This window comes from Aureimonas sp. AU40 (assembly GCF_001463785.1).
GTDB lineage: Bacteria > Pseudomonadota > Alphaproteobacteria > Rhizobiales > Rhizobiaceae > Aureimonas.
In genome coordinates, this window is record NZ_BBWL01000005.1 from 12,683 (window position 1) to 26,703 (window position 14,021).

Here is a 14,021-nt window from a genome sequence, read left to right on the forward strand (position 1 = left end):
TCGAAAGGAAATACCCCATGGCGGGAGTGAAGCTCACCAAGGTCAAGAAGCGCTATGGCGCGGTCGAGGTGCTGCACGGCATCGATCTCGACATCCGCCCGGGCGAGTTTGTGGTCTTCGTCGGCCCTTCGGGCTGCGGCAAGTCCACGCTCCTGCGCGTCATCGCGGGGCTGGAGGACATTTCCGCCGGCACGCTGGAGATCGACGGGCGCGTGGTCAACGAGGCGACGCCCAAGGAGCGCGGCATCGCCATGGTGTTCCAGAGCTACGCCCTCTATCCGCACATGACGGTCTACGACAACATGGCCTTCGGCCTGACCTTGGAGAAGAACGGCTCCAAGGCCGAGATCGACAAGCGCGTGCGCGAGGCGGCGAAGATCCTGCAGATCGAGCCCTATCTCGACCGCCTGCCCAAGGCCCTGTCGGGCGGCCAGCGCCAGCGCGTGGCGATCGGCCGGGCGATCACGCGCAACCCGAAGGTCTTCCTGTTCGACGAGCCGCTGTCCAATCTCGACGCCGCCCTGCGCGTTCAGACCCGAATCGAGATCGCCCGCCTGCACGAGAAGATGCACGGCACGACCATGATCTACGTCACGCACGACCAGGTCGAGGCCATGACGCTGGCGGACCGGATCGTGGTGCTGAACAAGGGCCATGTGGAGCAGGTCGGCGCGCCGCTGAAGCTTTATGCCGATCCCGACAATCTCTTCGTCGCCCAGTTCATCGGCTCACCGGCCATGAACATCCTGCCCGCCACACTGGAGCCGACGGGGGACGCCATTCGCGCCCGCATCGGCTCGGGTCAGTCCGTGGCCCTGCCGGGCCTCGCCGGATCGTCGCTTCAAGGCGGGAAGGGGCATCTGGGCGTGCGGCCCGAAGACCTCGCGCTGACCGACGAGGCGAACGCGCTGCTTTCGGGCACGGTGACGCTGGTCGAGCCGCTGGGCGAGGTGACGCTGGTCTATGTCGACGTGGGCGCGGCGGAGCCGATCGTCGCCAAGCTGCCGGGCGCGGTGCATCTCGATCGCGGAGCCGCGATCCGCCTCAAGGCGGAGGCCGACAAGATCCGCCTGTTCGGGGAGGACGGACGCGCCGTTCGCACGGCGCGTCGCCTCGCGGCCTGAGAGCGCGAGAGCATTGGCCCAGGCGGCGCCTCAGGGCGCCGACGCCGTCTCGGTTTCGTCCGCCTGCCGCTCGACGGCTTTCGCCTCTTCGGCGTCCGTCGGAGCGGCAAGGCGCGGCACGTTTGCGCCCTCAATCAGCGTCAAGCCTCCGTCGCGCAGCGGCGTGAACTCCGGTACGATCGCTCGCAGCACGGCGATGGCCGCGTCCGCGTCGCCTGCCCGCACGGCCGCTTCCGCTTCCGCGAAGCGTCGGCGCAGCAGGTCGAGATCGGACACGCGCGAGCGGGCGATCAGGAGCCCGGCGCGGCCGGTCTTCTCGCGCGTCTCGCCTTCGCCGAACAGCTCCTCGTAAAGCTTCTCGCCCTTGCGCAGGCCGGTGTAGCGGACCGCGATGTCGACATGCGGGCGCAAGCCCGCAAGCTGGATCAGCCGTTCGGCCAGTTCCGCGATGCGGATCGGCTCGCCCATGTCGAGAACGAAAATCTGCCCTTCCGCCGCATGCGCGCCCAGGCCATGGCCGGCGGCGTGGAGGATGAGGCGCGAGGCCTCGGGGATCGTCATGAAGAAGCGGGTGATGTCGGGATGGGTCACGGTCAGCGGCCCGCCGCGCGCCAGCTGCGCCTGGAACAGCGGGATCACCGAGCCCGCCGAGCCCATCACGTTGCCGAAGCGAACCGTCATGAAGCGCGTGCCCGAGCCGGCAAGGTCCAGCGCCTGACAGTAGGCCTCGGCGGCGCGCTTGGTGGCGCCCATGACATTGGTCGGGTTCACCGCCTTGTCGGTGGAGACCATGACGAAGGCCGTCGCGCCGCAGCCGAGCGCGGCGTTCGCCACGTTGCGCGAGCCCAGAAGATTGGTCTCGATGCCTTCGAGCGGATTGTCCTCGACGATCGGCACATGCTTGAGCGCCGCGGCATGGAAGATCACGTCCGGCCGCCATTGGTCGAAGAGGCGGGCGATCCGTTCGGCCTGACGCACGTCGACGATGCGCTCTACCACCTCGACGCCGGGATGGCTGACCTCCATGCGCTTGCCGATCGCGTAGAGATTGAACTCGTTGGCGTCCACCAGGATCATCCGCCCCGGTTCGAAGGCGGCGATCTGGTTGACGAGCTCGGAGCCGATCGAGCCGCCCGCGCCGGTTACCGCGATGCAGCGGCCGCGAATGAGGCGGGCGACCTCGGCCGTGTCGAGTTCCACCTCGTTGCGGCCGAGAAGATCCTCCAGCGAGACGGGCAGAGCTTCGATCGGCTTGTCGGCATCCACGCCACCGGCGCGCGAAATGTCCGGTAGGCGCTTCACCGCGATCTGGAAGGGTGCGGCCGATTCCACCACGCGCGACAGGTCGGCCGGCGAAATGTTGGTCTGGGTGACGATCAGCTGCGTGATGGGCGTCGCGCCATGCTCGGCCTGCTGCACGATCTCGGGCAGGTCCGCCAGCGCGCCGAGAACCCGCAGCCCGTGCAACTGGCGGCGGCGGTTCTTGGCGAGCGGATCGAGCAGCCCGACGATATGCGGGCTGTTGTGCGAGCGGCGCGCGTTGCGGATGAAGAGATCGGCATTGTCGGAAAAGCCGTAGAGCAGGATGTGCTGCGGGCGCTGAAGCACCGCGCCCGTCTCGAAGAAGCGCTCCGACAGGCCGCGCTCCTTGTAGAGGCGGTAGGCGAGGCGCGGGCCGCCGAGGCCCACGATCATGATGAACCAGGTCATGATGAAGGCCGAGCGCGGAAAATACTCGCCCCGGAACAGGATGAAATTGGCGATCAGGAAGACGACGTTCACCGCCGTTGCCGCCTTCACGATCGACACGACGTCGAGCAGAGAGGCGTAGCGCCAGGCGCCGCTGTTCAGCGAAAACAGGGGGAACATGGCGGCCGAGAGCGCGGTGAAGCCGCCGATCATCGCCCAAAGCTGCCAGGAATGGGTCAGCGCGTAGGAATCGAAGGCCAGCGCCAGCGACAGGCTGATCGCCAGCGCGGCGACCAAAACGTCATGCACGATGCCGAACGAGCGGAGCGAGCCGCGCGGAAGCTTGATGCGGGACGAACGCGACATGATGGCCAATCCTTCTTCGAAACGGGGCGAACGGCCTCGTCTCGCCGACATCAGTGGGGCGGGGATCTGTCCCGCCCTGCTGCTGTCGATCGCTGCTTTCGCATCGGTTCGGGACCGCGCCGGTCGCCGCGCCGATGCCCGGTCGCCCGCGCGCGCCGCAAGGCGCGACCCGGACCTTCAGCGATCCGCCGCCCTATGAGGGGGCAGCGTCCCGCTGTCGCGTCCGGTCTAGCCGATCCCGCCGGAAAGGGGAAATCCGGCGGGCGTTGCAACTTGGCTTCGTTAGAAGACGCTGGCGCCTCGATCGGCCGGGCCCACGGCGCGGCGGAACACGGCGAAGAGCTCGCGCCCCAAGCCGAATTCGTTGGCCGAGAGATCGGCCTCGGCAAGGCTGCGCGCGTCGAGCTCGGCGGCGTCCACCAGAATTTCGAGCCGGCCCGTCTCGCCGTCGAGGCGGATCATGTCGCCGTCGCGGATCTTGCCGATGGTGCCGCCCTCGGCCGCCTCGGGCGTGACGTGGATGGCGGCCGGGATCTTGCCCGAGGCGCCGGACATGCGCCCGTCGGTGACGAGCGCAACCTTCTGCCCGCGATCCTGAAGGACGCCGAGCGAGGGCGTGAGCTTGTGAAGCTCGGGCATGCCATTCGACTTCGGCCCCTGGAAGCGGACCACGGCGACGAAGTCGCCCGTCAGTTCGCCGGCCTTGAAGGCCCGCTGCAGGTCGTCCTGATCGTGGAACACGCGGGCCGGCGCCTCGACGATGCGGCGCTCCGGCTTCACGGCGGACACTTTGATCACCGCCTTGCCCATGTTGCCGTCCAGCATCTTCAGGCCGCCATTGCTGGCGAAGGGCTGTTCGGGCGTGGTCAGGACCTTGGGATCGCCGCTGAGTGCGGGGGCGGGCACGCGAAGCACGGACTGGCCGTCCTCGCCCAGACGCGCCTCGACCGTGTACCCAGAAAGCGGCGTACCCCAGGCGGTGCGCACGTCGTCGTGCAGGAGGCCGTGCTGCAGAAGTTCGCGGATCAGGAAGCCCATGCCGCCCGCCGCCTGGAAATGGTTCACGTCGGCCGAGCCGTTGGGATAGACGCGGGCGAGCAGCGGGGTGAGGTCGGAGAGTTCCGAAATGTCCGTCCAGGTCAGCTGGATGCCGGCCGCCGCCGCGATCGCGACGAGATGCATCGTGTGGTTGGTGGAGCCGCCCGTCGCATGAAGGCCGATGACGCCGTTCACCACGGCGCGCTCGTCCACCACCAGCCCGGCCGGCGTGTACTCGTTGCCGAGCGCGGTGATCGACAGGGCGCGGCGCGTCGCCTCGCGGGTCAGCGCGTCGCGCAGCGGCGTGCCGGGGTTGACGAAGGAGGAGCCGGGCGTGTGAAGGCCCATGATCTCCATCAGCATCTGGTTGGAATTGGCCGTGCCGTAGAAGGTACACGTGCCCGGCCCGTGATAGGACTTGGACTCGGCCTCCAGCAGCGCGTCGCGCCCGACCTTGCCCTCGGCATAGAGCTGGCGGATGCGCGTCTTCTCGTCGTTGGGCAGGCCCGTGGTCATGGGGCCGGCCGGAATGAACACGGCCGGCAGATGGCCGAAGGTCAGCGCCGCGATGGCGAGGCCCGGCACGATCTTGTCGCAGACGCCGAGATAGACGGCGGCGTCGAACATGTCATGGCTGAGGCCGACCGCCGTCGCCATGGCGATGACATCGCGCGAGAAGAGCGAGAGCTCCATGCCCGTCTGCCCCTGCGTGACGCCATCGCACATGGCCGGCACGCCGCCAGCGACCTGCGCCGTCGCGCCCATGTCGCGCGCCGTCTGGCGGATCATCTCGGGATAGGTCTCGAACGGCTGATGGGCCGAGAGCATGTCGTTGTAGGAGGTGATGATGCCGAGGTTGAGCGTCTCGCCCCCGGTCAGGCGCGCCTTATCGGTCGGCCCGCAGGCCGCGAAGCCATGGGCGAGATTGCCGCAATGGAGGCGGGTGCGGCGCGGGCCGGCCTCGCCCTTGGCCTGGATGCGGGCGAGGTAGGGCTCGCGCGTCGGCGCCGAACGCTCGCGGATGCGATCGGTGATCTCCTCGATGCGGGCAATGGCGGCCATGGCGTCACCTCGTTGGCTTGGGGGTGGCGGGCTCTCGCCGCCCGCCCGGTCGTTCGGCCCGGCACTTCGCGCGCGCCGGGCATGGGGAGTCTTTCAGGGTGCCCAGAAGACCTGCAGCGGTTCCTCACGCGGCGCCCGCAGCACGGCGCGCACGGGCATGTCCTCCGCCGGGCCTTCGCCCAGCGCGCGCTCCAGGACCTCGCGCTTGTCCTCGCCCTCGATATGAAGCGCCAGGAAGCGCGCCTCCGCAAGACGCTTGAGCGTGAGCGTGACGCGCGGCTCGCCCGCGCCGGGCGCTTCCATCGCGATCACTGCCTCGGGATAGGCGGGGTCGATCGCGGTCGAAAGCCTGGAGCCGCCGGGGAAGAAGGAGGCCGTGTGGCCGTCCGTTCCCATGCCGAGGATCACCGCGTCGAACGGGTGCGGCAATCCGCCGAAGCGAGCGGAGAGTTCGCCCACGGCCTCCAGCGCATCCAGCCCCTCGATATAGAAGGGCTCCAGATGCGCCTCGGCCGCGCGGCCGCGCAGAAGGTTCTCGCGCACCAACCGGGCGTTGGAGCGATCGGAGGTCTCGGGAACCCAGCGCTCGTCCACCAGGATCACCGTGACCTTCGCCCAGTCGATCTCCGCCTCCGACAGGTGGCGGAACAGGAGCTTGGGAGTCGAGCCGCCGGACACGGCGAGAACCGCCGAGCCCTGCGTGGCGACGCCGCCGGCCAGAACCGCCGCGATGCCGGCGGCCAGTGCCTCGGCCAGCGCCTCGCGGGTTTCGTAGTCGTGCCGCTTGATCGTCATCGCCGCTCTCAATCCGGCTCGTGCCAGGTGCGCCCGTCGCGCTCGATCAGCGCGATGGAGGAGGAGGGACCCCAGGTGCCGGACGTGTAGCCTTGCGGCTTCATGCCTCGGTTTTCCCAGGCCTTGAGGATGGGGTCGACCCATTCCCAGGCGGCCTGCACCTCGTCGCGGCGCATGAACAGGGTCTGGTTGCCCCGGATCACGTCCATCAGAAGGCGCTCGTACGCGTCGGGATTGCGCACGTGGAAGGATTCGGCGAAGGTCATGTCGAGCGGCACGTGGCGCAGGCGCATGCCGCCCGGACCGGGGTCCTTGATCATCAGCCACTGCTTCACGCCCTCGTCGGGCTGCAGGCGCATGACCAGCTGGTTCTGCTGGACGTGCCCGGCCGAGCCCTCGAAGATCGAGTGCGGAATGGGTCGGAAGGTGACGACGATCTCGCTCATGCGCTCCGACAGGCGCTTGCCCGTGCGGATGTAGAAGGGCACGCCCGACCAGCGCCAATTGTTGATCTCGGCCTTGATGGCGACGAAGGTCTCGGTGTCGCTCGTCGGCTCGCCGAGATCGTCGAGATAGCCCTTCACCGCGCCGCCGTTGGAGGCGCCCGCGCGATACTGGCCGCGCACGGTGACGTGCTCGATATTGCTGTCGTCGATGCGCTTGAGCGAGCGCAGGATCTTCAGCTTCTCGTCGCGCAGCGCGTCGGCGTCCATGGCCGAGGGCGGCTCCAGCGCCACGAGGCAGACGAGCTGGAGGATATGGTTCTGCACCATGTCGCGCAGCGCGCCGGCGGTGTTGTAGTAGCCCGCGCGCCCTTCCAGGCCGACGCTCTCGGCGACCGTGATCTGCACGTGGTCCACGAAGGCCGAGTTCCACAGCGGTTCGTAGAGCATGTTGGCAAAGCGCAGAGCCATGAGGTTCTGCACGGTTTCCTTGCCGAGATAGTGGTCGATGCGGAAGACCTGATCTTCGCGGAAATGCTCGCCGATCAGCGCGTTCAGCTGCATGGCAGATTCGAGATCGCGCCCGACCGGCTTCTCCACCACGAGGCGGGTGCGGTCGTTGGCGAGCCCTTGCGTGTTAATGTGCGAGGCGATGTCGGCAAACAGCGAGGGGCTGACGGCCATGTAGAAGGCGCGGATGCGGTTGTCGCCCGCCTCGTCCAGAAGCGCCTTCAACTCGGCCCAGCCGCCGTCGCCCTTTGCGTCCACCTGCCGGTAGTGCAGGCGCGCCAGGAAGCGCTCCATCGCGGTCGGGTGGCGGTCCTCGGCGGCGACGAAGGATTCCAGCGCCTTCTGCGCGAAGGCGCGATAGGCTTCGTCCGACAGGGCGGTGCGGGAGGCGCCGATGATGCGCGCGCCGGCGGGGATCTGGCCGTCGCGATCGCGATGATAAAGAGCGGGCAGCAGTTTGCGCTCCGCGAGATCGCCGTTTCCGCCGAAAACGATGTAATCGAAGATCTCTACGGGGATGATCTGGCTGGACACGAGGTCAACATCTCCTGATAGCGCCCCGCCGGTCGGGCCTGGGGCTGGCTATAATCTAATCGATTAAATATGGGAAGCCGACGCCTGCCCCACCCGGGAGGCGGCGGGGACGCGGCGGACGGCTTACCCGTTTCGTGCTCCGGCGACGGCCCGGGCGAGGGCCTTCACCAGTTCCTGCGCATCGAACGGCTTCTTGATCGCGCCGGCACCGGCCGCGTCCTCGGGCAGTTCGATCTTTTCGCCATAGCCGGTCACGAAGACGAAGGGAATGTCGCGGCGCCGCAAGTCGGGCACGAGCGAGAAACTCGTCTCGCTGCCCAGATTGACGTCGAGGAGCGCAACGTCCACCGCTTGGCTTTCCAGAAGCTTGCGCGCCTCCGAAACGCTGGCCGCCAGATGCACCTCGCGCACGCCCTGGTCGATCAGAAGCTGCTCGGCGTCGAGCGAGATGATCATGTTGTCTTCGAGAATGAGGGCGCGAAGGCCGTTCAGGATTTCGGGGCCGGCCGGGCGCGACATGGTCTCTGTTTCCTTCGGCAGCGCGGTCGCGGGAAGGGGGGCGACGGTCTGGATGTGGAAGACCTGCGCCGGCAGCCGGAAATGGGCGCGAAGCCCGCCCAGTCGGAAGTCCAGCCGCGCCTCGCCGCCCAGATCGTGCGGGATCGAGCGCTCGATGATGGTGGAGCCGAAGCCCCGGCGCGTCGGCGCGGTGACCGGCGGTCCGCCGCTTTCGGTCCAGTCGATGCCGCAGCTTCCGTCCTCGTCCAACCGCCAGACGACGCTGACGCTGCCCGAGGAATCCGACAGCGCGCCGTATTTCGCCGAGTTCGTCACCAGCTCGTGGAACACGAGTGCGAGCGTGGAGAAGGCCGCGGCCTCCACGCAGATCGGCGGCCCGTCGAGATGCACCCGGTCCTGCTTGGAGCCGATATAGGCCAGCACCTCGGTGCGTATGATGTCCTGCAGCGAGGTGGAGGAAAACTGCTCGCTGGTGATCTGGTCGTGCGCGCGCGCCAGGGCCTGGATACGCCCGCCGATGATCCGAGCGAAACCGTCCACGTCCCGCGCGCTGGGCTTGGACTGCACCACGAGCGCGCGAATCAGGCTGAGGATGTTGCGCACCCGGTGGTTCAGCTCGGCGATCAAGAGCTCCTGGCGCTGGGCGGCGAGCATCTGCTGGCGCTCGCTTTCCTCGTTGAAGCGCAAGAGCACTTCCAGGATCGAAACGCGTAGCGATTCGCCGGCCTTCACCTCGCTCTCGGTCCAGGGAAGGGACTTGCCGAGCACGGTCTCCTTCCAGGCCTCGAAGCTCTTGCGCGGCGTCAGCCGGGCGCCGTTGGGCCCGATCATCCGCTCCTTGGTCTTGGGATCGCCCGCCCAGGTGACGGTCTGCACGATCTCGCGGCGGAAGAAGAGGATGTAGTCGCGCGGCGAGCGCGAGATGGGAATGGCGAGCACGCCGGCCACGCGGTCGCTATAGTCGGCGGCCGGCGCGTGATGGGCCGACAGCTCGTCCGTGGCGTAGACCCGGCTGGAGCCGGCCCGATTCAGGAAGCGGGCGAGCGACTGCAGCTCCTCGCGCGACAGGCCGACGCCGTGCGTGCGCTCCTGGCCCTTGGCCCAGACCGCGAACCCGTCGCAGGGGATGATCTCGCGCAGCTCCTCGGCAAAATCGGCCACGGCCTCGACCGAGGGTGAGGCGGCGACGAGCTTGGAAACGAAGCGGTCGTGCTGCTCGCGCGTCGCCTCGTCCACCCGCTTGGCCTCCTTGTAGAGGCGGCCCTCGATGATGAGCGAGACCATCTGCCCGAAGAGCTCGGTCGCGCTGCGGATTTCCATGGTCAGGTGGCGCGGCGCGTAGTGATGGAGCGCGAACAGGCCCCAGAGCTTGCCGTCGATCACGATCGAAATCGACATGGATGCCGAGACGCCCATGTTGGAAAGATATTCGATATGGATCGGCGACACGCTGCGCAGCACCGATAGCGACAGGTCGAGCGGGCGCCCGTGCGGATCGAGCTCGGGCAGGACGGGGATCGGCACGGCGCCGACATCGGCGATGATGCGGATCTGGTTCTGGACGTAGAGGCGCCGGGCCTGGGCGGGAATGTCGGCGGCGGGATAGTTCAGCCCCAGGAACGAGCCGAGGCCGCCGCGCACGGATTCGGCCACCACGGCGCCGGCGCCGCTGGAGGCGAAGCGATAGAGCATAACGCGGTCGAAGCCGGTGATGCCGCGCAGCTGGCGCACGCATTCGCGGTAGAGCCCGTCGAGCCCGTCCGTGCGCTGGACGCGCGAGATCATGCTCTTGATGAGCGCGCCGGGGTTGATGCCGGCGGCGCGCGCGGCGGGCTCGGCCTCCACCACCAGCGTCGAGCCGATCACATGGATGGCAACGTCGAAGGGGCGCCCGTCGCCGAACAGGTCGAAGCCGAAGAGCCGCTCCACTCCATCGCTGGAGGAAAGGATCTGCAACCGGCCTCGAATGGCGTGGACGGAGCTTTCCGGGAACAGGAAGAGCAGCGGCTCGCCCAAGAGGGCGTCCGCGTCGTGCGGCGTGAAATCGGCGATGTTGGCGGACACGCGCTCGATCAGCCAGTCCATCGAGGCCGCGACCAGGAAGCCGAAATCCTGGATGCGGCCGAGAAACTGGATGGGCTCGCGGTCGCAATTGGTCAGATCGACGTCGTGATCTCTCGAAGCGGGAAAATTCGTCAAGAGAACGTCATCCTGATCCGGGCACCCTCGGCCAGGGCGCGAAAGGTGCGAAACGTCTGGTTGGCCGCCGCAACGGCCCGATCGGCTTCCCGCTCCGAAAGACCGGCCGCGCTCATCACGGCCAGCAGCCGGCGAAACGGCTCGGGATCGCTCGAAGCCAGGAGATAGCGCACCGGCAGGCGAGAGCCGGGGCTGCGGCGCAAGGCCTTGAGAAGAAAGGCCGCTCCCAGCCGCGAGCCTTCCAGAACATAGGCCGCGCCCAGCGCCTCGGGAAGGGAGGGCGAAAGCGGCAAGCGCGCCGGCGCGGCGAAACGGGGCAGCGCCAGATCGCGGCAGTCGGCCGCCAGCGCCGCAAGGCGGCCGCCCGGCTCCCAGGCCGCCGGGTTGGACCGCGCCAGCGGGCTCTGCCGCAGGAGGGGTTCGACCGCCTCGTGGCCGGCGCGGTTGGTCAGGAGGAAGCAGGCATAAAGAGCCTCCGCGCCCGGCGCCAACATGCCGTCGAAGCCGGCGTCCAGCGCCTCGTGCTCGGCGCGGGTTTCCAAGCGCAGCCTGTCGCGAAGCCGGGGGGTGGTCGCCGGTTCCGGCTGGCCGGAGGAACTGGTGGCTTCGCGGGGCAAGAACGGTCCTCGATGGTCGGGCAGCATGGGCCGCCTGGGAGACGATTTGACAATTCGGCGGCGGATCAACGCCTGCAAGCCGATCCGGCCGCGTTGTCAAACGGTCTCCATGGACCGTCTAAGTGGAACGGGCGAACCGACGGCGCAAGGCACGATCGACCTCGTCAAAACCGATCGCGCAGCGCATACCATGTCATCGCGAGAAAAAGGAGAGGCGCGCGAAGGGCCGAACCGCCGGGAAAGGCGGGGATGCGCAGCGACTCCAACTCGGCCAGCCGATCCTGGTTTCCCAGCACCCGCTCGGCATAGAGCCGCCCGGTATAGTGGGACAGAAGCACGCCATGCCCGGAGAAGCCGCCGATCACCGTGAGGCCCGCCTCGGGGCTCGCGACATACGGCATGCGCGGCATGGTGACGCCAACCGACCCGCCCCAGGCATGGGTGAAACCGACATCCGCCAGATGCGGATAGATCGAGACGACCTGACGCCGGATCTGGCCGACGATATCGCCCTCCGCCGAGGAATAGGCCTCGCGGCCGCCGAACAGGAGGCGGTTGTCGGGCGTCTTGCGGAAGTAGCGCACCACGAAGCGGGAATCGTCCGCCGCTTCGCCCCCCGGAAGCACGCGGTCCGGTTCGGCCAGGGGCTCGGTCGCCGCGATGAAGGAGCGGATCGGCATGACATGCGCCGCGTTCGCCCGGCTCAGCCCTTCGCCATGGGCGTTGACCGCCATCAGCGCGCGCTCGGCGCGCACGGTGCCGAAGGGCGTCTCGGCTTCGATCGCCGCGCCGCGCCGGTGCAGGCGTGTCACCGGCGTCTCCTCGTGGAGCGCGGCGCCCGCCCTTGCCGCCGCCCGGCCCGTGCCGATCAGGAGCTTCATCGGGTGGAGATGCCCGGTGCCGGTGTCGAGGACGCCGGCGTGGTATTGCGGCGAGCCGAGACGCGCCTCCGTTTCCTCGCGGCCGAGAAAGCGGGCATGGGGATAGGCGTAGCGTTCAGTCAGGATTTCGGCGTGGCGGCGATAGCTCTCGACATAGCGCCGCTTGTGCGCCAGCGAGAGCTGGCCGGGCCGGTAGTCGGCCTCGATCCCGTGTGCCGCCATCATCTCGTGCAGATGGGTCTTGGCGTCCTCCGTCATGGCGAAGAGCGCGCGCGAACGCTCCAGCCCGACCTCGCGCTCCAGGTCTTCGGGCCATTGCCGCTGGCCGGTGCCGAACTGGCCGCCATTGCGGCCCGACGCGCCGTCCCCCAGCCTTGCCGCCTCCAGAAGCGCGACGCGGACGCCGCGCCCCGCCAGATGCAGCGCGGCTGAAAGCCCGGTGAAGCCGCCGCCGACAATGAGCGTGTCCACCTCGATCGAGCCGTCCAGCCGGGGATAGCGCGGCCGCTCGCCCGCCGAGTCCTCGTACCAGGAGCGGCCGGGCGAAATGGGGGACTGGTAGGAGCCGGCGCTCATCGGGCGCGGCTCAAACGTTCAGGAGAAGGAATTCGCGTTCCCAGGGACTGATGACCTGCATGAAGGTTTCGAACTCGCCGCGCTTGATGCCGGTATAGGTGGCGACGAACTCGCGGCTGAACACGTCGTGGAACGCGTCCTCCGCCTCGAAGGCGGCGACCGCCTCGAGCAGGCCGCGCGGCAGCGAGATAACACCGTCCTCGTTCACCGTCCGGTCGGTCGGCTGGTCCGGCTCCACCGCATTCACCATGCCGAGCCAACCGCAGGCGAGCGAGGCGGCGAGCGCGAGATAGGGATTGGTGTCGGAGGAGGGCAGGCGGTTCTCGACGCGGCGCGAGGAGGCGTCCGAGGTCGGCACGCGAAAGGCCGTGGTGCGATTGTCGTAGCCCCAGGCATTGTTGGTGGGGGCGGACATGCCGTGGGTCAGCCGGCGATAGGAGTTCACATAGGGCGCCATCATCACCAGCGCCGCCGGCACGTAACGCTGCATTCCGCCCAGGAAATGGAAGAACAGCGGCGAGGGGCTGCCGTCCTCGTTGGAGAAGACGTTCTGCCCGGTGACCGCGTCCACCACCGACTGGTGGATATGCAGCGCCGAGCCGGGCTGGCCCTGGATGGGCTTGGCCATGAACGTGGCGTAGATGTCGTGCTTGAGCGCGGCCTCGCGGATCGTGCGCTTGAACATGAAGACCTGGTCGGCCAGCTCGATCGGGTCGCCGTGCCGCAGGTTGATCTCCAGCTGCGCCGCGCCGTCCTCGTGGATCAGCGTGTCGATCTCCAACCCCTGCGCGTCGGAGAAATGGTAGATGTCGTCGATCAGTTCGTCGAACTCGTTGACCCCGCCGATCGAATAGGCCTGCCCGCCCGAGATCTGCCGGCCCGAGCGGCCGATCGGCGGGGTGAGGGGATAGTCGGGATCGACATTCTTGGAAACGAGATAGAACTCGATCTCGGGCGCGACGATCGGCTTCCAGCCCCGGCTCTCGTAGAGCGCGACGACGCGTTTGAGCACGTTGCGCGGCGTGTAGGCCACCGCCTCGCCCGCCGTGTCCACGAGATCGCAGATCACCTGCGCGGTCGGGTCGGTCTCCCAAGGCACGGCCGAAAGCGTCGAGAGATCGGGCACGAGCTTCAGGTCGCCATCGTTGGGCGAATAGCGGAACTCGCCGGTCTCGTCGGGATACTCGCCCGAGATCGTGTGCATGAACAGCGCCGAGGGCAGGGCGAGCGAGGTGTTGCCGGTGAACTTCTTGGCCGGCATCATCTTGCCGCGCGCCACGCCCGCGAGATCGGGCGTGATGCATTCCACATCCTCGATGCCGCGCGCGCGCAACCATTCGCCCGCCTCGGCCATGGACGGCACGCCCCGGCGCGAATCCAGGAAGCGCGGCCGCTCGGGCTCGGCCTCGCGGCGCGACAGGCCGATGCGCCCGCCCGATCCCGTGCGCTCCACCGTGCGGCGCTTGGGCTTGTCGCGCTTGATCTTGGAGGGAGACGCCTGCTCGAGTTTGGGAGGCCGGGTGCGATCTGCCATGCGTTCCTGCGCGGAATTTCGGTTACCTCGACCATACCCGCCCCGGAGCCAACCGCAAGGCGCCCGGCTGAAGGGCGTTCGCGCGAGGGGGCTGGAAATCGCCGTGCCGATCGGGCACAGGGCGATAAGGGGAC

The 14,021-nt window shown here is 68.3% G+C and carries 9 protein-coding genes; 1 reads left to right on the forward strand and 8 read right to left on the reverse strand.

Going from position 1 to position 14,021, the window contains the following annotated elements; all coding sequences use genetic code 11:
* Positions 1–17 precede the first annotated feature (17 nt).
* Entirely contained in the window at positions 18–1,124 is a 1,107-nt protein-coding gene (locus AUL32_RS02115) for an ABC transporter ATP-binding protein (RefSeq protein ID WP_062111345.1), read from the forward strand.
* 30 nt (positions 1,125–1,154) lie between these two features.
* Here the strand turns inward: AUL32_RS02115 and AUL32_RS02120 are convergent, their stop codons facing one another.
* The 8 genes from AUL32_RS02120 to AUL32_RS02155 form a co-directional block, all read right to left on the reverse strand.
* Complete coding sequence (locus AUL32_RS02120) at positions 1,155–3,179, reverse strand: polysaccharide biosynthesis protein (protein ID WP_062111472.1); 2,025 nt, start codon at positions 3,177–3,179, stop codon at positions 1,155–1,157.
* 282 nt (positions 3,180–3,461) lie between these two features.
* Entirely contained in the window at positions 3,462–5,279 is a 1,818-nt protein-coding gene (edd, locus tag AUL32_RS02125; RefSeq protein WP_062111347.1) for a phosphogluconate dehydratase, read from the reverse strand.
* Between the two features lie 93 nt (positions 5,280–5,372).
* The gene (pgl, locus tag AUL32_RS02130) at positions 5,373–6,074 is read right to left on the reverse strand and encodes a 6-phosphogluconolactonase (protein ID WP_062111349.1); all 702 of its coding nucleotides are present in this window, start codon (positions 6,072–6,074) and stop codon (positions 5,373–5,375) included.
* Between the two features lie 8 nt (positions 6,075–6,082).
* Complete coding sequence (zwf, locus tag AUL32_RS02135) at positions 6,083–7,561, reverse strand: glucose-6-phosphate dehydrogenase (protein WP_061974499.1); 1,479 nt, start codon at positions 7,559–7,561, stop codon at positions 6,083–6,085.
* A 123-nt stretch (positions 7,562–7,684) separates the two neighbouring features.
* Positions 7,685–10,279: an HWE histidine kinase domain-containing protein gene (locus tag AUL32_RS02140; protein WP_062111351.1), complete on the reverse strand. Its 2,595-nt coding sequence runs from the start codon at positions 10,277–10,279 to the stop codon at positions 7,685–7,687.
* Complete coding sequence (locus AUL32_RS25535; protein ID WP_061974503.1) at positions 10,276–10,896, reverse strand: biliverdin-producing heme oxygenase; 621 nt, start codon at positions 10,894–10,896, stop codon at positions 10,276–10,278. The genes AUL32_RS02140 and AUL32_RS25535 overlap by 4 nt, the downstream gene beginning before the upstream one ends.
* A 164-nt stretch (positions 10,897–11,060) precedes the next feature.
* Positions 11,061–12,353: an NAD(P)/FAD-dependent oxidoreductase gene (locus AUL32_RS02150; RefSeq protein WP_062111353.1), complete on the reverse strand. Its 1,293-nt coding sequence runs from the start codon at positions 12,351–12,353 to the stop codon at positions 11,061–11,063.
* A gap of 10 nt (positions 12,354–12,363) precedes the next feature.
* Positions 12,364–13,887 (reverse strand): glutamine synthetase family protein, encoded by a 1,524-nt coding sequence (locus AUL32_RS02155; protein ID WP_244493069.1) that lies wholly within the window; start codon positions 13,885–13,887, stop codon positions 12,364–12,366.
* Positions 13,888–14,021 lie beyond the last annotated feature (134 nt).

Coding starts and splice junctions, on each gene's coding strand:
- AUL32_RS02155 (WP_244493069.1), bottom strand. CDS start 13,887: ATGGCAGATCGCACCCGGCCTCCCAAACTCGAGCAGGCGTCTCCCTCC.
- AUL32_RS02150 (WP_062111353.1), bottom strand. CDS start 12,353: ATGAGCGCCGGCTCCTACCAGTCCCCCATTTCGCCCGGCCGCTCCTGG.
- AUL32_RS02120 (WP_062111472.1), bottom strand. CDS start 3,179: ATGTCGCGTTCGTCCCGCATCAAGCTTCCGCGCGGCTCGCTCCGCTCG.
- pgl (WP_062111349.1), bottom strand. CDS start 6,074: ATGACGATCAAGCGGCACGACTACGAAACCCGCGAGGCGCTGGCCGAG.
- edd (WP_062111347.1), bottom strand. CDS start 5,279: ATGGCCGCCATTGCCCGCATCGAGGAGATCACCGATCGCATCCGCGAG.
- AUL32_RS02115 (WP_062111345.1), top strand. CDS start 18: ATGGCGGGAGTGAAGCTCACCAAGGTCAAGAAGCGCTATGGCGCGGTC.